General features: G+C 67.7%; 16 protein-coding genes. 13 read left to right on the top strand and 3 right to left on the bottom strand.

All coding sequences use genetic code 11. The features are described 5' to 3' along the window. The first annotated feature begins 1 nt into the window (after position 1). Together dprA and IG171_RS04210 are read left to right on the top strand one after the other, a co-directional pair. A complete protein-coding gene (gene dprA / locus IG171_RS04205) occupies positions 2–1,315 on the top strand; it encodes a DNA-processing protein DprA (RefSeq protein WP_212130108.1) in 1,314 nt (437 codons plus the stop codon). Positions 1,316–1,354: 39 nt separating this feature from the next. Further along, on the top strand, positions 1,355–2,401 hold the full coding sequence (locus IG171_RS04210) for a tyrosine recombinase XerC (protein WP_212130110.1): 1,047 nt from the start codon (positions 1,355–1,357) through the stop codon (positions 2,399–2,401). Between the two features lie 33 nt (positions 2,402–2,434). Here the strand turns inward: IG171_RS04210 and IG171_RS04215 are convergent, their stop codons facing one another. After that, positions 2,435–3,538, bottom strand: coding sequence for a D-alanyl-D-alanine carboxypeptidase family protein (locus IG171_RS04215; protein ID WP_249204041.1), 1,104 nt, complete (start codon positions 3,536–3,538; stop codon positions 2,435–2,437). 585 nt (positions 3,539–4,123) lie between these two features. On the opposite strand from IG171_RS04215, the gene rpsB reads away from it, so the two are divergent. From rpsB to IG171_RS04260, 9 genes are all read left to right on the top strand, one after another. Next, positions 4,124–5,041: a 30S ribosomal protein S2 gene (gene rpsB / locus IG171_RS04220; RefSeq protein WP_212130112.1), complete on the top strand. Its 918-nt coding sequence runs from the start codon at positions 4,124–4,126 to the stop codon at positions 5,039–5,041. A gap of 33 nt (positions 5,042–5,074) precedes the next feature. Then, the gene (tsf, locus tag IG171_RS04225; protein ID WP_212130113.1) at positions 5,075–5,902 is read left to right on the top strand and encodes a translation elongation factor Ts; all 828 of its coding nucleotides are present in this window, start codon (positions 5,075–5,077) and stop codon (positions 5,900–5,902) included. 183 nt (positions 5,903–6,085) lie between these two features. Further along, positions 6,086–6,838 (top strand): UMP kinase, encoded by a 753-nt coding sequence (gene pyrH, locus IG171_RS04230; protein ID WP_212130114.1) that lies wholly within the window; start codon positions 6,086–6,088, stop codon positions 6,836–6,838. Between the two features lie 210 nt (positions 6,839–7,048). Further along, positions 7,049–7,606, top strand: a complete 558-nt coding sequence (gene frr, locus IG171_RS04235; RefSeq protein ID WP_212130115.1) for a ribosome recycling factor — start codon at positions 7,049–7,051, stop codon at positions 7,604–7,606. After that, positions 7,606–8,628: a phosphatidate cytidylyltransferase gene (locus IG171_RS04240; RefSeq protein WP_212130116.1), complete on the top strand. Its 1,023-nt coding sequence runs from the start codon at positions 7,606–7,608 to the stop codon at positions 8,626–8,628. The genes frr and IG171_RS04240 overlap by 1 nt, the downstream gene beginning before the upstream one ends. Before the next feature lie 254 nt (positions 8,629–8,882). Beyond that, the gene (rlmN, locus tag IG171_RS04245) at positions 8,883–10,145 is read left to right on the top strand and encodes a 23S rRNA (adenine(2503)-C(2))-methyltransferase RlmN (RefSeq protein WP_212131527.1); all 1,263 of its coding nucleotides are present in this window, start codon (positions 8,883–8,885) and stop codon (positions 10,143–10,145) included. A 105-nt stretch (positions 10,146–10,250) separates the two neighbouring features. Beyond that, entirely contained in the window at positions 10,251–10,811 is a 561-nt protein-coding gene (locus tag IG171_RS04250) for a DivIVA domain-containing protein (protein WP_212130117.1), read from the top strand. Beyond that, positions 10,804–11,475, top strand: a complete 672-nt coding sequence (locus IG171_RS04255) for a hypothetical protein (RefSeq protein ID WP_212130119.1) — start codon at positions 10,804–10,806, stop codon at positions 11,473–11,475. Before IG171_RS04250 ends, IG171_RS04255 begins: the two co-directional genes overlap by 8 nt. 9 nt (positions 11,476–11,484) lie before the next feature. Then, positions 11,485–12,438: a hypothetical protein gene (locus IG171_RS04260; RefSeq protein WP_212130121.1), complete on the top strand. Its 954-nt coding sequence runs from the start codon at positions 11,485–11,487 to the stop codon at positions 12,436–12,438. Here the strand turns inward: IG171_RS04260 and IG171_RS04265 are convergent. Next, positions 12,419–13,618, bottom strand: coding sequence for an acyl-CoA dehydrogenase family protein (locus tag IG171_RS04265; RefSeq protein ID WP_212131528.1), 1,200 nt, complete (start codon positions 13,616–13,618; stop codon positions 12,419–12,421). The genes IG171_RS04260 and IG171_RS04265 overlap by 20 nt on opposite strands. 165 nt (positions 13,619–13,783) lie before the next feature. Here IG171_RS04265 and dxr point away from each other — a divergent pair, with 165 nt between their 5' ends. After that, positions 13,784–15,070: a 1-deoxy-D-xylulose-5-phosphate reductoisomerase gene (gene dxr, locus IG171_RS04270; protein ID WP_212130124.1), complete on the top strand. Its 1,287-nt coding sequence runs from the start codon at positions 13,784–13,786 to the stop codon at positions 15,068–15,070. Then, a complete protein-coding gene (locus IG171_RS04275; protein WP_212130126.1) occupies positions 15,067–16,593 on the top strand; it encodes a site-2 protease family protein in 1,527 nt (508 codons plus the stop codon). Before dxr ends, IG171_RS04275 begins: the two co-directional genes overlap by 4 nt. 66 nt (positions 16,594–16,659) lie before the next feature. Here the strand turns inward: IG171_RS04275 and IG171_RS04280 are convergent, their stop codons facing one another. Further along, positions 16,660–18,063 carry a serine hydrolase domain-containing protein gene (locus tag IG171_RS04280; RefSeq protein ID WP_212130129.1) on the bottom strand — a complete coding sequence of 468 codons (1,404 nt, stop codon included), beginning with the start codon at positions 18,061–18,063 and terminating at the stop codon, positions 16,660–16,662. Positions 18,064–18,190 lie beyond the last annotated feature (127 nt).

An 18,190-nucleotide genomic window follows, 5' to 3' on the forward strand; every position in this document is an offset into this window, starting at 1 on the left:
CGTGAATGCACTCGGCACGGAATCGACGGACGCGGTCCGATCCTCCATCGCGAGCCTGCTGCGCGTGGGCGAACCCGGCGACGGTCTGCTCAAACGCCTGGTCGACGAGATCGGTCCGATCGCGGCCCACGCGATCATCACGGCCGTCGCCACCGGTGAGACCAACGCACAGGAGGCGGTCGCCGGCCTCATCTCCGCCGGCACCGAGGCGACCGGAACCGGGGCGGTCGACGCTGCGGGAACCGGCGCTGCGGCTGATGGCACCGGGGCGGTCGGGCACGGTCAGCTCTCCGCAGCGATCGAGCGGTGGGCGGTGCGCGCCGGCGACACGACCGGAGGAGGAGACCTCGAGCGCGTGGCACGCATCGGCGGCCGCCTCGTCATTCCCGGTGATGAGGAATGGCCGGTCTCGTTCGACGATCTCGGACCGGCCGCACCGCTGGGACTGTGGGTCCGAGGCGCCGCCGGTCTCAACGCCGTGCTCGGGCGCGCGGTCGCCGTCGTCGGGGCCCGCGCCGCCAGCAGCTACGGCACCAAATGCGCCTCCGATCTCGCGTGGGATCTCGCCTCCAGCGGCGTCACCGTCGTCTCCGGTGGTGCCTTCGGCATCGACGCAGCAGCGCATCGGGCCGCGATCGCCCGTGAGGCGCCGACGGTGGCGTTCATGGCCGGGGGAGTGGACCGTTTCTACCCGGCCGCGAACGCCGAGCTGTTCGAACAGATCCTGCCCACCGGTGCCATCGTGTCCGAGACCGCTCCGGGAATGACCCCGATGCGGCACCGCTTCCTGCTGCGCAATCGGCTCATCGCCGCCTCGGCGCAGGTGTGCGTCGTCGTCGAGGCCGGATGGAGGAGCGGTGCACTCAACACCGCCCGGCACGGACTCGAACTGTCCCGGCAGGTGGCAGCTTTCCCGGGGTCCGTCTACTCGGCCTCCTCGACCGGGGCCCACCGACTGCTGCGTGAACATGAGGCCGAACTCGTCACCTGCAGCGACGATGTTCTTGCCCTGATGGACGCTGATGCCCCGACACTGTTCGACCAGGCCGAGGACAGCCGCGTGCGATCCCGTGGTTCCCGTTTCGGGGCCGCGGGCCGACAGCGGTCGCGGCCCGATCCGGTCGATGACCTCGACGAGCGGGAGAAGATCTGCCTCAACGCGCTGTCGGCGACCAAGGCGCTCGACGTCGGAAGCATCGGCTCACGGGCGGGACTGACCGTTGCCGATGCGCTCAACGCCCTGGCCGCACTCGACCTGGCCGGTCTGGCGGCCCGCCGCGACAACGGATGGGTGAAACTGCGCAGGTCGGACTGAATCCGCACGTGTGGGCGCGCATCGACGTATCCTGGTCATATGAGCACAACGTCGACCGTCGCCGAGGTGGTGTCCGGCTATGCCGAGCACCTGAGGTCCCGTGACGTGTCCGAACACACCGCTCGGGCCTATGTCTCCGATATCACCGATTTCCTCGATCATGCCGGGCACTCGACGAAGATGCGCCGCGGCACCGGGGACGGCGAGCAGGCAGAGCAGCAGGGCTCGCCGCAGAACCAAGGGCCGCGGGTCGATGTCTCCGCGGTCGACCTCGATGATCTGCGCTCCTGGCTGATCGCACTCGACGACGCCGGAGCCGCGAGGTCGACGGTGGCCCGCAAGATCGCGGCCGTGCGATCCTTCTTCGCCTACGGGGTGAGCAGACTGGGGCTGACGAACAACCCGGCCGCGCGCCTGCGGACTCCGAAGAAGGAGTCGCGTCTGCCCACGGTGCTCAAACCGCAGCAGGCGGCCGAGCTCATCGCCGCTGCCGAGGTCGCAGACTCTGACGGTGCGGAGGCCGGGGGCTCCTCGGCAGGGACGCGGCCGTCCGAAGGGGAAGGCGAGGGCCCGCTCGAGGCCGCCAAACGACTCAGGGACGCAGCGATCCTCGAGATGCTCTACGCCACGGCGGTGCGCGTGTCCGAACTGACCGAGCTCGACCGCAGCGACGTCGATCACCGCTCTGCGATGATCACTGTCCTGGGCAAGGGCAACAAGGAGCGCCGCGTGCCCTTCGGAACACCGGCCCAGCGAGCCTTGGACGCCTGGCTCAGCGTCCGCCACCTCTTCGCCCGGTCCGGCAGCGGGGACGCACTGTTCCTCGGAGTCCGCGGCGGGCGCATCGGCGCCAGGCAGGTGCGCGAACTCGTGCACAGATACGGCACCGACGATCCGAGCGCCCCGGACATCGGACCGCACGGACTGCGGCACTCGGCCGCGACCCATATGCTCGACCGCGGTGCCGATCTGCGCCAGATCCAGGAGCTGCTCGGCCACTCCACCATGAGCAGCACCCAGATCTACACGCATGTGTCGATGCAGCGTCTGCAGGAGACCTACCGCCGGGCACATCCTCGCGCCTGAGCGCCGCGGGGCGTCTGTCGGCACTGCAGTCCGTCACTTGCGGAACTCCCAATGCCAGGGCTCGGGCAGCGAACCCGACTGTCTGGCCCATCCGGGATGGATCCACCCGAACTTCGGGGCATGGGCCCGCATCCACCGATGCTGGGCGCTGCCGAAGGAATTGATCCCGCTGCCGAGGTCGACCGCCAGAGCCCACCCGTGGTTCGACGTCCCGGGTGTCGCGGCCATGCGACCCTTGCGGCGTTTGAGGATCACCTGCGTGGCGTAGTCGCGATAGGCGTCGGTGACCGAGATGGGGGAGCCGAACCGTGCCTCGAAGGCACGCGAGAGCCGGTCGAACGCGGCCTGCGCGTCACAGCGCAGCATCCGGCCGGGGGCGGTCGCGAGCTCGCACATGGCCGAGGCGGGGATCCGGCCGTTGCTGTGTCCGCCCCAAGCCCCGGCCCCGGAGGTCGACGAGTCACCGCCGCCGGCCGGCTCCTCGGCGGGTTTGCGCGACAGCGGAAGCAGAACGGACTGCTCCTGGCCGAAGAGCTTGCCCGGATCGGTGTAGCGCTGATCGGTTGAGGCCGGCCACGCCCCGATGTGCAGGCAGGACCGTTCGCAGTGGCCGCCGGGCCCGACCGTGCCGATCTGCTCTCCGGCCGAGAAGCGCTCGCCCTTCTCCATCGGACTCGTCGCCGGCTGGAAGGTCAGCACATGACCGGAATCGGTGCGCACGCTCACGGTGGCCGAGCCTGCGACGGTGCCGGCGAAACGGATGGACCCGGTCGTCGGTGCCCGCAGAGGTTCGTCCTCGACGGCGAGCACATCGATCCCGCGATGGCCCTTGAGCCACGGCTCATCGGGAGGGTCGAAGGCCTTGATGATCTCCATCGCCGGAACCGGGGTGACCCAGTTCGATGCGACGGAGCCACCCGATTTCGCAGGCGGCGCCGATGAGACCTGCACCGCCTGCGACGCCTCTTCTGCGGCCGCGTGCGCGCCCGACGCAGGGGGAGTGAGCGTCAGGACCAGGGCCGCGGTGAGCAGCGTGGCCAGGACGAGGGATCGTGCCTGTCCGGCCTCGTCATCCGGTCGTCGACGCCTGTGAGGTCGCGGCGGGCGGCGAGGCGGCTGCTGTGCGAAGCGGTTCATACGAGTATGGAAGCCGGTGCGTGGGGCACTGTCATCCTCACGGAAGTGGCCTGTGGACGGGCCGGAGCGATCCACAGGGTGAGGGTGGTCGAGTCGGGGCGCCGTCCCCAGGCTGGGACGTGCGAGTGCCCGAAATGAGCGCACGGGGCCAGCGGCGTGGCCACGACCGGATCACACGAGCCGACCGACCGCTGCCGACGATGCGAGGCGTCCGCAGAGCCGGACGCAGTCGCGGCGCTGTCCACACGCTCTGACGCGCAAGTCGATGCGATCGCGCATCCCCGATGGCCGCCTCGGCGAGGGCGTTGTCGATTGGAAATGGCTTGCCCAACGGGGATATACTCGACCCCAGCAGAAGCATGTCTTCTGACTACGCGTATCCGAATTCTTCTCCTTCCCGTGGTGCAGGCCACCGGCAGGTGTGCTTGTGGGGCGGCTGAACCGGATACCAGGAATCAACCGAAAAAGTCATCGACGCTCTCCGTCGGTCGAACCGAACCGGATCCGCACCGGATTCGGGACGCAGAGCCCGGCGCGCGCGTGACGTAAAAGCACCTCGAGGTGCACAGAAAGGAGGGCGTCGGCATGGCCGTCGTCACCATTCGCCAGCTGCTCGACAGCGGCGTTCACTTCGGACATCAGACCCGCCGTTGGAACCCGAAGATGAAGCGCTTCATCTTCACCGAGCGCAACGGCATCTACATCATCGACCTGCAGAAGTCGCTGGGCTACATCGACAATGCCTTCGAATTCGTCAAAGAGACCGTGGCCCACGGCGGCACGATCCTCTTCGTCGGAACCAAGAAGCAGGCTCAGGAATCCATCGCCGAACAGGCCAAGCGCGTGGGCCAGCCCTACGTCAACCAGCGTTGGCTCGGCGGTATGCTCACGAACTTCCAGACCATCTCCGGGCGTCTGCGCCGCCTGAAGGAACTCGAAGAGATCGACTTCGACGACGTGGCAGGCTCCTCGCACACGAAGAAGGAGCTGCTCATCCTTCGCCGTGAGAAGGACAAGCTGGAGAAGACCCTCGGCGGTATCCGCGATATGCAGCGCACCCCGTCGGCCGTCTGGATCGTCGACACGAAGAAGGAGCACCTCGCCGTCGATGAGGCCAAGAAGCTCGGCATCCCGGTCATCGGCATCCTCGACACCAACTGCGACCCCGATGACGTCACCTACCCGATCCCGGGCAACGACGACGCCATCCGCTCGGTCTCGCTGCTGACCCGCGTGGTCGCCGACGCCGTGGCCGAGGGCCTCATCGCCCGCCACTCCTCGGACGAGACGTCCGGCGAGAAGAACGTCTCGGCCGTCGAGCCGATGCCCGAGTGGGAGCGCGAGCTCCTCGAGGGCAAGACCGACGAGGCCAAGCCCGCCGAGACCGCCGCTCCCGCCGAGGCCGCTCCTGCTGTTGAGGGCGAGACCGCCGAGGCCGAGGCCGCTGCCGCTGCGCCGGCCGCCGACGCCGCTGCCGACTCCACCGAGTCGACAGAGTCCTGATTTCCTTTAACTCCACCATCCTGAGGAGAAAGAATGGCAAACTACACTGCCGCTGACATCAAGGCACTGCGCGAGAAGACCGGCGCGGGAATGATGGACGTCAAGAAGGCTCTTGACGAGTCCGACGGCGACCAGGCCAAGGCCATGGAGGCTCTCCGCGTGAAGGGCCTCAAGGGCGCCACCAAGCGTGAGGGTCGCGCGACCTCCGACGGTCTCGTGGCCACCTCCGTCGACGGCGGCGTCGGCACCATGATCGAGCTGAACTCGGAGACCGACTTCGTCGCGAAGTCCGAGCCCTTCGTCAAGCTCGCCGATCAGGTCCTCGAACTGGCTGTGGCCAACAAGGCCGAATCGGCCGAAGCGCTGCTGGCCGCTGAGACCGACGGCAAGCCCGTCTCCCAGTTCATCACCGAATCCGGTGCCACCCTGGGCGAGAAGGTCGACCTGCGTCGCGTGGGTCGCATCGAAGGCGCGAAGGTCGAATCCTACCTGCACCGCACCAACAAGGACCTGCCCCCGCAGGTCGGCGTGCTGCTGGCCTTCGAAGGCGATGACGAGACCGTGGCTCACGACGTGGCCGTGCACATCGCCGCGATGAGCCCGAAGTACTTCTCCCGCGAGGACGTTCCGGCCGACATCGTCGAGAACGAGCGTCGCATCGCCGAAGACACCGCGAAGAACGAGGGCAAGCCCGAACAGGCGATGCCCAAGATCATCGAAGGCCGCGTCAACGGCTTCTTCAAGGAGAACTGCCTGCTCGACCAGGGATTCGCCAAGGATCCCAAGCAGTCCGTGGCCAAGGTGCTCGAGGCTGCAGGCGTCAAGGCCACCGGCTTCCTGCGCTACCGTGTGGGAGCCTGAAACACCACTGACCGCGCAGCAGACCGACATCTGCTTCGCCGGTTCCCCGGGTGAGTGAGAACTCACCCGGGCAACGGGGTCGGACCGATCGGTCCGACCCCGTTTTCGCTAGACTGGCCCAGACGACCAACCCGAGTGACGATGTGCCCGGGTATCGACCTGCCCGCACGGAAGAAGGACTCAATGACAAGCACCCCGGTTTACGAATCCAGCCACGTCAGCCGCCCCGTCCGCACCCACCGCAGGCGGGTCCTGCTCAAGCTCTCCGGCGAGGTCTTCGGCGGCGGCAGGATCGGAGTCGATCCCGATGTCGTGGCCATGGTCGCCCGTGAGGTCGCGCCCACGGTCGAGGACGTCGAAGTGAGCATAGTCGTCGGCGGCGGCAACTTCTTTCGCGGCGCCGAACTGTCCCAGCGCGGCATGGACCGCACCCGTGCCGATTACATGGGCATGCTCGGCACCGTGATGAACTGCCTGGCGCTGCAGGACTTCCTCGAGCAGCTGGGAGTCGACACGCGGGTCCAGACGGCGATTCCGATGTCGCAGGTCGCCGAGTCCTACATCCCCCGTCGGGCCATGCGGCACATGGAGAAGAACCGCGTCGTCATCTTCGGCGCCGGCGCCGGCCTGCCGTACTTCTCCACCGACACCGTCGCCGCCCAGCGCGCTCTGGAGATCCACGCCGACGAGGTGCTGATCGCGAAGAACGGCGTCGACGGCGTCTACACCGCCGATCCCAAGGTCGACCCGAACGCGGAGAAGCTGGCCGAGGTCACTTACCAGGAAGCACTGCAGCGCGGACTCAAGGTCGTCGACTCCACCGCGTTCTCGCTGTGCATGGACAACCGACTGCCGATGCATGTCTTCGGCATGCAGGGGGAGGGCAATCTGCAAAAGGCCATCACCGGAGACAAGATCGGCACCGTCGTCCACTGACTCCCGGGCGACCCGGGGCGGACTCGTGCGCCCAGCAGGGCTGCCGCGGGGCCCGGACGGGGCCGATACGGCCCCGCCCATCGCCGCCGCCTCAACAGCCGACTCACTGTCTGCGCAGGTGAGGACACTCGGTTGTGGATACGGTGCGGCATTTTTCAGCGATGACCCATAGAATGAACCCAAAGCTTACAGAGATGGAAAGAGTGAACCGTGATTGAAGAGACACTGGCCGAGGCCAGAGAGAAGATGGACAAGGCCGTCGAGTTCACACAGGACGACTTCGCGTCGATCCGCACCGGCCGCGCCAACCCCGCACTGTTCGCCGACATCGAGATCGACTACTACGGTGCACCGACCCCGCTCCAGCAGCTCGCGTCGTTCCAGACGCCCGAGGCCCGGACGATCCTCGTGACTCCGTACGACAAGGGCACCCTGACCGATGTCGAGAACGCTCTGCGCAACTCCGACCTCGGGGCGAACCCGGCCAACGACGGCAACGTCATCCGCGTCGTCCTGCCGGAACTGACCGAGGAGCGCCGCAAGGAATACGTCAAGATCGTCAAGAGCAAGGCCGAGGACGGAAAGGTCTCCATCCGCAACATCCGCCGCCACGCCAAGGACGTTCTCGAGCGGATCAAGAAGGACGGAGAGGCCGGCGAGGACGAAGTCACCCGTGCCATCTCCGAACTCGACGAGCTGACGAAGAGCAAGGTCGACAACGTCGATCAGCTGCTCTCGCAGAAGGAAGCCGAGCTCCTCGAGGTCTGATGATTGCCTTGACCGGGTCCGACAGTCCCGCCGCGAATCCGGCTCCCTTCGGGGAGCCGGATCCCTCGCGCGACGCCGCTCGGGCCGAGACACCCTTCCCCAGACGCCGGGATCTGCGCAATACGGACAAACCGTACTCGCCCGATGCCCCGGACTTCGACCCCAGCCCCGAGGCGGCCGAATCCGATGCCGAGCCGCCCCCGAAGGACTACGGTCGGGCAGGCCGCAATCTGCCGGCAGCCATCGGCATGGGGCTGCTCATCGGCGGCGTGGTGCTGTGCTCGCTGATCTTCCTGCCGATCTCCTTCCTCTTCATCATCCTCGTCGGCATCGTCGCCGCGATGTGGGAACTGGCCAACGCACTGTCGCGGTCCGGTTCGCTCGTCTCCCGCGTGCCCACCATGGTCTCCGCCGCCTGCATGGTGCTGGCCACCTACATCGGCGGACGCGAAGCCCTGTGGGTGACCTTCGCCGCCAGCGCCGGCGCCGTCATGCTCTTCACGATGGTCGAGCGCCGCAAGAACGCGGTCAAGGACGTCTCGCTCTCCCTCTTCGCGCTCACCTACGTCGGCCTCATGGCCTGCTTCGTCGTCTATCTGCTCACCCAGCCCGACGGCAACTTCTACGTCATCATGTTCCTCGCCGCCGTCGTCGCCTCCGACACCGGCGGGTACGTCTTCGGAGTGCTGTGGGGCAAGCACCCGATCGCCCCGAAGATCTCACCGAAGAAGTCCTGGGAGGGCTACCTCGGGTCGACGATCTTCGCCGCCGCCGTGGCCACGATCCTGGCCGTGACGCTCATCGGCGCACCGTTCTGGACCGGACTGGTCTTCGGGGCGATCATTCCCGCCTTCGCCACGCTCGGCGACTTCAGCGAATCCATGATCAAACGCGACCTCGAGCTCAAGGACATGGGCACTCTGCTGCCCGGCCACGGCGGAGTCATGGACCGCCTCGACTCGATCCTGCCGACCGCCCCGGTCGCCCTCGTCCTGTTCTCGGTCCTGCCCGGTTACCTCTGAGACCCTGCCCGGTCACCTCGGAGGCCCTGCCCGGTCACCTCGGAGGCCCTGCCCGGTCACCTCGGAGGCCCTGCCCGGTCACCTCGGAGGCCCTGCCCGGTCACCCAGGAGGCCCTGGCCAACGCGTCTGATCCGTTCACGGCCGAATCTGCGACTCTCCACCGCGTGGTGGCTGCCACACAGCAGTCTTCGTCGCCTCATGAGACAATGGTTCCGTGAGTTCTCAAGCAGGCAGAAGGCAGACCAGACCCGTCGTGGAGCATCCCGATGGGACGACGTCGACGACACCGACGCGTGACGGTCGTCCCCTTCTCAACTTCAAGTCCCCCCGCGTCAGCCAGCCGCAGCAGCATCTGGCGGATATGTCCATGGACGAACGCATCGCCGCGGTCGAGGAGATGGGTCTGCCCGCCTTCCGCGCGAAGCAGATCTCGACGCACTACTTCAGCCACTACGTCACCGACACCGAGGCGATGACGGACCTGCCGAAGGATCTTCGCGGCGAGATCCAGCAGCGGTTCTTCCCGCACCTGCTCACCGAGGTCCGCCGTCTGCGGACCGAGAACGGTGACACGATCAAATTCCTCTGGCGCCTCTTCGACGGAGCCCTCGTCGAATCCGTGCTCATGCGCTACCGCAACCGGGTCACCCTGTGCGTGTCCAGCCAGTGCGGATGCGGAATGAACTGCCCGTTCTGCGCCACCGGGCAGCAGGGCCTGACCCGCAACATGTCCACCGCCGAGATCGTCGAGCAGGTCGTGCGCGCCAACCAGGTCATCGCCGCCGGTGAGCTCGCCGAGGCGCCGGCGTCCGATATGCCCGGGGCGGGCGAGACCGCGCTCGGCGCCGAGGCCGACGGTCCCGGCGACGGGGAGGCGGCAAACGACGAGGAGGGGACGGCCACCTCGGCGAGCGGGCCCGAACGGGTCTCGAACATCGTGTTCATGGGCATGGGCGAACCCCTGGCCAACTACAAGCGGGTGATGAACGCCGTCCGCCGGTTCGTCGGACCCGCCCCCGAGGGACTGGGCATGTCGCCGCGGCGGATCACGATCTCGACGGTCGGGCTGGTGCCCGGCATCAACAAACTCGCCGCCGAGGACATCCCGGTGACCTTTGCGCTGAGTCTCCACGCCCCCGACGACGAGCTGCGCGATGAGATGATCCCGGTCAACACCCGGTGGAAGGCCGATGAGGCCATCGACGCCGCCTACAACTACTTCCAGGTCACCGGTCGGCGCGTGAGCATCGAATACGCGCTGATCAAGGACATGAACGATCACGCCTGGCGGGCCGAGCTGCTGGCGCAGAAGCTCAACGCCCGCGGCCGCGGCTGGGTGCACGTCAACCCGATCCCGCTCAACCCGACCCCGGGCTCGGTGTGGACGGCCTCCGAACCGGAGGTCGCCGACGAATTCGTCCGCCGGCTCATCGACCACGGCATCCCCACCACCATCCGCGACACCCGCGGGTCCGATATCGACGGGGCCTGCGGCCAGTTGGCCGCCGCCGACTGAGGCACCACCCGGTCGGGCCACCCGATCACGGGCACGGGCACGCAATTTCGGCGTCGTCGATCTATCATGGTGGAAACAGCACAGGCACTCGCTTCTGGAGGAGACATGGCGGACACGACTTTCCCTCGAATGTCCGGTTGGAAGAACGGATACGACCCCAAGCAGGTCGACAGCTTCTTCAAGCGTGCGCGTGAGTCCTTCGAACGGCCGACCCCGCAGCCCGGCGACCTCGATTCGCGCGCAGTGCGCACGGTCGGCTTCGACCTCGTGCGCAAGGGCTACCATGTGGCCGTCGTCGACGCCGCCCTCGACCGTCTCGAGGACGCATTCGCCAAACAGGCCCGCGACCGACTCATCGCCCAGTCCGGTCAGGACGCATGGGTCGCCGAACTCACCCGCGTCGCCGCGTCCCTGCGCGGACGGCTCGTCCGCGAGGCCGGAGAGCGCTTCGACAACCCGCCCCCCGGCGTCATCGGCTACGACATCGACCAGGTCGACGACATGTGCGACAAGGTCAACTCCTACTTCACCCAGGGCGTGGCGATGAGCGTCGATCAGGTCCGCCGCGTGCTGTTCAAGACCGCGAAGGGCAAGAAGGCCTACGATGAGGACCAGGTCGACGCCTTCATCGACCGCGTCGTCGAGGTGATGGCCTCCGTTGACTGAGTTCCACTACTTCTCGTCGCCGAGCGACACCGACGCCGGCACACTCAATCCCGTCTACGAACTCCTCGACTTCCCGATCGCGATGGGACGTGCCGATGACGTCGTCCTCACCGGGCCGGCGCCCGAGAAGCCGCTGGTCGACGGGCGCGAGGTCACCGATCCGCGCCTGATCGCGGCACTGTCGGTGCCCGTCGAGCTCGACCGCGCCGAGGTCCTCGACCGCAGTGCGAAGCTCGCCGGGGTGCTGCGGACCATGGGAGTGATCCCGGAATCGGGTGCCGTGCTCACCCTCGCCGAGGAGGTCCCGCCCCTGGCAAGGGCGCTGACTCTGCTGGCTGCCGCACGCATCGGCCTGCGAGTCGACCTGCGCGCCGAGGCCGGTGAGGCGACCGAGACCGCTGTCGTCGTCCACGGCATCGACGCCCCGACGATCGAACCCGGCCGTGCCTCGGTCAGGATCACTCGGTCCCGGTTCGAAGGCGTCGGTGTCAGCATCGACGGACAGACCGCGAACCTCGACCAGGCGATGCGCGACTCCCGCGTCGAGTTCGCCGCCGTCGTCCCCCTGTCCCCGGAGCACACCCTGCTGCACACCGATGCGGGAGTGATCGATGCACAGGCATGGGTGGACTGGTTCCGAGGCGCGGTCCTGTCGGGTTCCTGAAGACCGAGAATGCATCGGCTCACCGAAGCGCTGCGCGATGCCGGGTGCGTCTTCGCCGAGGAGGAAGCCGCCATTCTCCTCGAAGCGGCGCTGCAGGGGGACACGGTCAGTGAAGACTCAAGACAGTCGAGGCTGAAGGCACTCGCGGCCCGGCGGATCAGCGGAGAACCGCTCGAACACATCGTCGGGTGGGTCGACTTCGCCGGCCTGCGCCTGAATGTGCGTCCGGGCGTGTTCGTCCCCAGACAGAGGACGAGACTGCTCGCCTTCCATTCCGAGCGCACTGTCAGGGCCGTCTCGGACCGGCGCGGTGCGGGCCGACCGGCTCCGGTGCTGGTCGAAGGGTTCTGCGGAGCGGGACCGGTCGGGTCGTTCGTGGCCGCCTCGGTGCCCGGTGTGCGCATCTGCGTCGGCGATGCGCAGGACGAAGCCGTCGAGGCCGCCGTGGCCAATGTGCACCAGGCGGCGGGCGCGAGCCCGGCCGCCGGCACGACCGTTGACGGTCATCGTCTGAACTGCCTGCGGGGACTGCCGCAGGAGCTGCGCCGCGGAGTCGACGTGATCGCAGCGGTCCCACCCTATGTGCCGGACACCGCCTCGGACTTCCTCCCGCGGGAGGCCGTCGACTGCGAACCGAGCAGTGCTCTCTTCGGCGGGCCCGACGGCCTCGACCTCGTCCGGAGACTCATCGACGAATCCGTGGACTGGCTGCGCCCCGAGGGCACACTGCTCATCGAACTCGGACGCGAGCAGGCCCCGACCGCGCTCGCTCACGCCGCGGGTCGGGGACTGGCCGGGCAGGGCCGCCTCGGCGAGGACGAGCAGACCGTCGTAGTGGAACTGCGGCAGGCAGCATCCGGCCGTCCCAGCGGGAGCGCCGCCCGTCCCAGCGGGGTTGCCGCTCGTCCCGACGCCGACACCGCCTGCCCCACCCGGGACGGAATCAGTTCGCGAAGGCGTTGATCCCGGTCATCGCCCGGCCCAGGGTCAGCTGGTGCACTTCGTGCGTGCCTTCGTAGGTGAGCACGGTCTCGAGGTTGACCGCGTGGCGCAGCGGCGGATACTCGCTCGTGATGCCCGAACCGCCGAAGAGGGCGCGCAGGTCGCGGCAGACGTTCATGGCCGTGTCGACGCCCACCATCTTGCCGAGGCTGATCTGCTCGGGACGCACGCCCGCCTCCGAGTCCTTGAGCTTGCCCAGATGAGCGGCCAGCAGTGTGATCTGCGAATACTGGCCCAGGGCCTTCGCGAGCTTCTGCTGCGTGATCTGGAACGACGACAGCGGGCGGTCGAACTGGACGCGGGTGCCCGTGTACTCCAGGGCCGACAGCAGCGAGTCGCGGGCAGCTCCCGTGACTCCGAAGACGATGCCGTAGCGGGCCTCGGACAGGCACGACAGCGGTCCCTTGAGGCCCTCGGCCTCCGGCAGCATGGCATCGGCGGGCAGACGCACGTTGTCGAGGACGATCTCACCGGTGATCGAGGCCCGCAGCGAGATCTTGCGGTGGATCTCCGGAGTCTGGACCCCCTCGGTGTCCGAGGGCACGACGAAGCCGCGCACGACGGGCCGGCCCTTGTCGTCGAGCTCCTCGGTCTTGGCCCACACAACCATGACGTCGGAGACCGGCGAGTTCGTGATCCACATCTTCGCGCCGTTGAGGATCCAGTCGGATCCGTCCCTCTTCGCCGTCGTCTTCATGCCCGAGGGATCGGACCCGACATCGGGTTCGGTCAGGCCGAAGCAGCCGATCGCCTTGCCGGTGGCCATCTTCGGCAGCCACTCCTCCTTCTGCGCCTCCGAACCGAAGCGGTGGATGGCGAACATCGCCAGCGACCCCTGCACGGACACGAGCGAACGCAGACCGGAGTCGACGGCCTCGAGCTCACGGCAGGCCAGACCGTACTGGGTGGCTGTCGATCCGCCGCAGCCGTAGCCGGTCAGGTGCATGCCCAGCAGGCCGAGCTCGCCGAGCCCTTCGGCCAGTTCACGAGCGGGGATCGTGGCGTCGAGGAAGTAATCGCCGATCCTGTCCCGGACGTTCTCGTCCAGCCACTTCTTCACAATCGCTGCGAATTCGAGGTCATCGGGCTCGAAGACCGAATCCAATCCCAGGATGTCGTCGGGGCTCAGCGTCTTGGTCATATCATTCTCTTTCGCCATTGATTGTCCTTACTCACCACCGTCCCCAGCAGGGACGCCGCGTGCCGAACCACAGGGGCACCCGCGCGCCGAACCATCGGTGGCCGGCCACGCTCGCCCGAAGGCTGTCGAGTCATTTCCCAGAGAACTTTGGCATCATCGGTTGGCGTGAGTAAACGTAGATTCATTGTAGTCGGCTCCACCGGATCGGTCGGCACCCAGGCCCTCGACGTTCTGTCCGGACACCGCCACGAGCATGCGATCGTCGGGCTGGCGGCCGGATCCCAACTCGATCTGCTGCTCGAGCAGGCTCTCGATTTCTGCGTTCCCGTCATCGGACTGACCTCCCCGCCGGCCGGGGGAGAGGCCGAGATCCGCCGCCGACTGGCCGCACTCGCCGCCGCCCGCGGGGTCAGCGATCCCGTCGAGGTCATCCACATCGGTGACACCGCCGCCGAGGCGGTCGCGGGTCTCGAGGCCGACATGGTCCTCAACGCGATCACCGGTGCCGCCGGTCTCGGAACGACACTGGCCGCCCTGGCCCGGGGCACCGATGTGGCCCTGGCGAACAAGGAGTCGCTCATCATCGGCGGGTCCATCGTCCTCGATGCCGCACGCGCCACCGGAGCTCGGCTCGTCCCCGTCGACAGCGAGCACTCGGCGATCGCTCAGGCTCTGCGGGCCGGCACCCACAGGGAGGTCAGCAAGCTGATCATCACCGCCTCCGGTGGCCCCTTCCGCGGCATGACCCGCGAGGCGCTGCGTCGAGTCACCCCCGGCCAGGCCCTCAACCACCCGACCTGGTCGATGGGGGCGATGATCACCCTCAACTCCGCGACCCTGGTCAACAAGGGCCTGGAAGTCATCGAGGCCCACCTGCTCTTCGAGATCGACTTCGACCACATCGAGGTCGTCGTCCACCCGCAATCGCACATCCACTCGATGGTCGAGTTCACCGACGCCTCGACGATCGCGCAGATCTCCCCACCGGACATGCGTCTGCCCATCTCCTACGCTCTGGGCACGCAGGCGGACGGATCGACGACGCGGTTGGGTTCGGCAGCGGTGCCGAACAACTGGGGCCAGCCGATGCACTGGTCGTTCGAACCGGTCGACCACCTGGCGTTCCCGGCCCTCGGCCTGGCCATCGACGCCGGCCGGCGCGGCGGCAGCTTCCCGGCTGTGCTCAACGCCGCCAACGAGGTGCTCGTGGCGGCGTTCATCGCCGGCGACATCGCCTTCACCGACATCGACCGGGGACTGGCCCGGGCCCTGGCGGCCCACGAACCGGCCGGCGAGCACACCGTGGACACCGTCCTGGCCGCCGATGCCTGGGCCCGGGAGTTCGCCCGAGACTTCGTCGCCGAGCAGAAGAGCGCCGCCGAGCGGTCAGAGGCCGAGAAGACCCGGTCCGGGCAGCAGTCGGCGCGAGTGCCGAACGGAGGCCTGGGATGACGGTCCTGCTCTACATCATCGGGATCGTCCTCTTCCTCATCGGCATCTCGATCTCCATCGGCCTGCATGAGCTCGGCCACCTCACCCCGGCCAAGCGCTTCGGAGTCAAGGTCACCCATTACATGGTCGGCTTCGGGCCCACACTGTTCTCCTTCCGACGCGGCGAGACCGAGTACGGGGTGAAGGCGTTCCCGCTCGGCGGGTTCATCGCGATGCCCGGAATGTACCCGCCCGAACCGGCGACCACGCAGCGCCTCGAGGGCCAGACCGTCGGGGCTTCGGAAGCAGGGGCTCGGGAAGCAGAGGCCAGCGAGGCAGAGGCCGGGACACGGGAGGAAGCCGCCGAGCAGCCCGGCCTCGACGAGGGCGGATCTCAGAGCGGGGGTGCCGGTCCCGACGCGCAGGCTCCGCGCCGGCGGCGGAAGGGACGGCTGTTCGAGAGCACCATGGCCGATGCCAGGGAGTTCTCGAACGAGGAGATCGCGCCGGGGGAGGAGCACCGGACGTTCTACGCCCTCAGCGTGCCCAAGCGGCTGGTCGTCATGTTCTCCGGTCCCTTCGTCAACCTCGTCCTCGGCATCCACATCATGGCGATCTCGCTCATGGGCATCGGTGTGATGACGCCGACGACCACGGTCGAGACCGTCGTCGAATGCGCCGTGCCCGCCTCCGAGGCCGCGCAGCGTTCCGCCGAGGAGCAGAACACGTGCCGCGACGATGACCAGCTGACCCCGGCCTGGGAAGCCGGCATCGAACCCGGCGATGAGATCACCGCGATCGCCGGGGTCGAGACGAAGGACTGGGACCAGCTGTCGACGGTGATCAAGGACCACGCCGGTCAGCGCGTCGAGGTCGACTTCATCCGCGACGGTCAGGCCCAGTCCGTGACCGTGCCGATCATCGCCACCGAACGGCAGAAGCTCGACGAGGCGGACAGGCCGCTTGAGAATCCGGACGGGACACCGCAGACCGTGACCGAGGGCTTCTTCGGCGTCGGCCCCGTGTTCGAACGCGCACCCCTGCCGATCACTGAGTTCCCCGAAGCCGTCTGGGATCAGGTCTCAGGAGTCTTCCACGCCATCGTCACCCTGCCGGTCAAACTCGTCGACATCGGTGAGGTCGCCGTCGGGACGAAGGACCGCGATGCCGAAGGGCTCGTCGGCATGGTCGGCGTCGGCCGCATCGCCGGCGAGATCGTCTCCACCGACCGCATCGATATCGTCGACAAGGCGCAGATGGGCCTCGGCATGCTCGGCTCGATCAACATCTTCCTGTTCGCGTTCAACATGATCCCGCTGCTGCCGCTGGACGGCGGACACATCGCCGTCGGACTCTACGAGGGAGCTCGCCGTCGCATCAACCGGTGGCGCGGGCGCGGGCTGGTCGGACCCTTCGACACGGCGAAGCTGCTGCCGCTGACCTATGTGTGCATCGGGCTCATGCTGTGCATGACGGCGCTGCTCGTCTACGTCGACCTCGTCAAACCCATCACCCTCGACGCGATCTTCGGCGCCGGCGGATAGACCCGGCAGTCGGCGGGGCAGGAAGCGGGTGCGGTGACCGGCAGCCCGGCAGTCGCCGGCGCAGCCTCAGCCGCCGAGGGTGATCGCCTGCACCTGACCGAGGTGGTTGAGTCCGACCGTGATCGTGGCCGGGTCCGTCTGCGCCTCATCAGCAGGCACCGTCACCGTCCCGCGCAGCGGAGAGGACATCACCAGCTGTTCGCCTGAGAAAGCGTCGCCCGAGGCCAGACCATGGTCCCGTGCCCACCGAGCGAAGCGTTGGCGCCGCTCGACTCGCGGTTCGTCGAGATCCATGTTCATCGAGAAGATCTCATCGGCGACCGCCTCGTCGAAATCGGTGACGAGGTTCGCCGCGGCCAGGACCGTCTGAATCTGTGCGGGCTGCGCTTCATAGCGGGGCACCGGCGCCGTGGTGGTGCTGCGATCCAGAGTGAGATCAGGCGTCCCGATGGCCGCCGCCCATCCCGCGTCGACGGCGTTCTGGACGCTGCGCTGAGCCGGATAGTACGTGGTGTTGCCGAGCACGACGATGCTCAGCCCCAGTTCGGGGAACCATCGCATGTGCGAACCGTATCCGGGGTAGCCGCCCGAATGGCAGACCACCCTTCCGAAGCGCGAATCCAGTCGGGTCTCCAGGCCATAGCCGTAGATCAGGGTCTCCGTATGGTGCTTGCTGCGCTGGGACTCCATGAGTCGTCGGCCCTGCTGGTTGCCGGTGAGAACGTGCCGAAGCGTTCCGGGCTCCGCCTCGAGATCGTCGAGCGCGTCGAGGTGGGCCGACATCCACGTGCCGATGTCGTCCACCGTGGAGATCATTCCGCCGATGGGGGAGAAGACCCCGGGGCCGGTCAGCTCGGCCGGGTGCAGACCGCCGTCGAGGTCGACACGGATTCCTGGTGCCAGGTCCGGGAAGTCGGTGTGGTCGAACCCGGTGCGCGTGAGCCCGAGAGGTCCGAGGATGTCGGTGCACACGAGCTCGGTGAACGTCCGACCGGTGACCGTCTCGGCGACCATGCCGAGCACGGCATAGCCGAGATTCGAATACTCGTAGCCGGTGTCGGCTGGGGCCGTGGCGACTGCGCCGCGGCGCAGCCAGGCGATCAGCTCGTCCGGGGTCATCGACTCCATCCGGTCGGCCCACGGATCGTCCTTCGTGAACCCGGTGCCCATGGTCAGCGCCTGCCGGCAGGTGCGGTCGGCGATCGCCGTGTCCGCCAGTTCGGGCACGAGGCGACCGAACGGCCGGTCGAGGTCGAGGCCGTCCTCGGCGAGGAGACCGATGGCCGCGGCGGTGAAGGACTTCGTCATCGACGCGATCCGGTACGGAACGTCGGCGTTGGCGGAACGAGTAGGGCCGCCTCGGCGAAAGATTCCCCAAGCCAGGGATCCGCCCTGGTCAGACAGCGCGCTCGCCTCCGCGTCCAGGAAGGCGACCATAGCCTCGATGTCGGGGTATGCGCCTTCGCTCACGGGTCCGCTCCTTCTCGCAGATTTCAGGACACCTTCACACTACCCGCGCACAGTCGACAGCGGCGGAACGCACCTCGGAGGCAGGCGGAGGTCCTACAATGGACATCGTTCGAACAATCCGGCCGCA

Origin of the sequence: Brevibacterium sp. SMBL_HHYL_HB1 (assembly GCF_018208375.1) — a bacterium.
GTDB classification, from domain to species: Bacteria; Actinomycetota; Actinomycetes; order Actinomycetales; family Brevibacteriaceae; genus Brevibacterium; species Brevibacterium intestinavium.

Coding starts and splice junctions, on each gene's coding strand:
- IG171_RS04210 (WP_212130110.1), top strand. CDS start 1,355: ATGAGCACAACGTCGACCGTCGCCGAGGTGGTGTCCGGCTATGCCGAG.
- IG171_RS04215 (WP_249204041.1), bottom strand. CDS start 3,538: ATGAACCGCTTCGCACAGCAGCCGCCTCGCCGCCCGCCGCGACCTCAC.
- rpsB (WP_212130112.1), top strand. CDS start 4,124: ATGGCCGTCGTCACCATTCGCCAGCTGCTCGACAGCGGCGTTCACTTC.
- tsf (WP_212130113.1), top strand. CDS start 5,075: ATGGCAAACTACACTGCCGCTGACATCAAGGCACTGCGCGAGAAGACC.
- pyrH (WP_212130114.1), top strand. CDS start 6,086: ATGACAAGCACCCCGGTTTACGAATCCAGCCACGTCAGCCGCCCCGTC.
- IG171_RS04240 (WP_212130116.1), top strand. CDS start 7,606: ATGATTGCCTTGACCGGGTCCGACAGTCCCGCCGCGAATCCGGCTCCC.
- IG171_RS04250 (WP_212130117.1), top strand. CDS start 10,251: ATGGCGGACACGACTTTCCCTCGAATGTCCGGTTGGAAGAACGGATAC.
- IG171_RS04260 (WP_212130121.1), top strand. CDS start 11,485: ATGCATCGGCTCACCGAAGCGCTGCGCGATGCCGGGTGCGTCTTCGCC.
- IG171_RS04265 (WP_212131528.1), bottom strand. CDS start 13,618: ATGACCAAGACGCTGAGCCCCGACGACATCCTGGGATTGGATTCGGTC.
- IG171_RS04275 (WP_212130126.1), top strand. CDS start 15,067: ATGACGGTCCTGCTCTACATCATCGGGATCGTCCTCTTCCTCATCGGC.